This window comes from Zoogloea sp. LCSB751, assembly GCF_002028455.1.
Taxonomy (GTDB): Bacteria; Pseudomonadota; Gammaproteobacteria; order Burkholderiales; family Rhodocyclaceae; genus Zoogloea.
The window spans coordinates 1-247 of the sequence record NZ_MWUM01000473.1 but is presented as its reverse complement, the minus strand read 5'-3'; the positions used below and the strand labels follow the sequence as shown (position 1 = coordinate 247).

Annotated in this window: 1 protein-coding gene; it reads left to right on the top strand. The window is 41.7% G+C overall.

Features of this window, described 5'->3' with window-relative positions:
- The coding region (locus tag B4920_RS27360) for a PQQ-dependent sugar dehydrogenase (protein WP_139379751.1) at positions 1-247 on the top strand (247 nt) is incomplete at both ends.

The window sequence follows — 247 nt, the reverse complement described above, 5'->3', positions numbered from 1 at the left end:
AGGGACATTATGCACATCGGATATTATTGGATGGTGCAGGGAAATTATGGATTAGTTCGGGAGAACGGCAAAAGTTTGAGCCTGCACAAGATTTAACATCGAACCTTGGAAAAATGATTCGCTTGAATGATGATGGTTCGGTTGCTTCAGATAATCCATTTCAGATGCAGGGTGATGCCGCAAAACAAATATGGAGTTTGGGGCATCGTAATCCTTTAGGAATGGCTTTGGATGCCAAAAAACAACT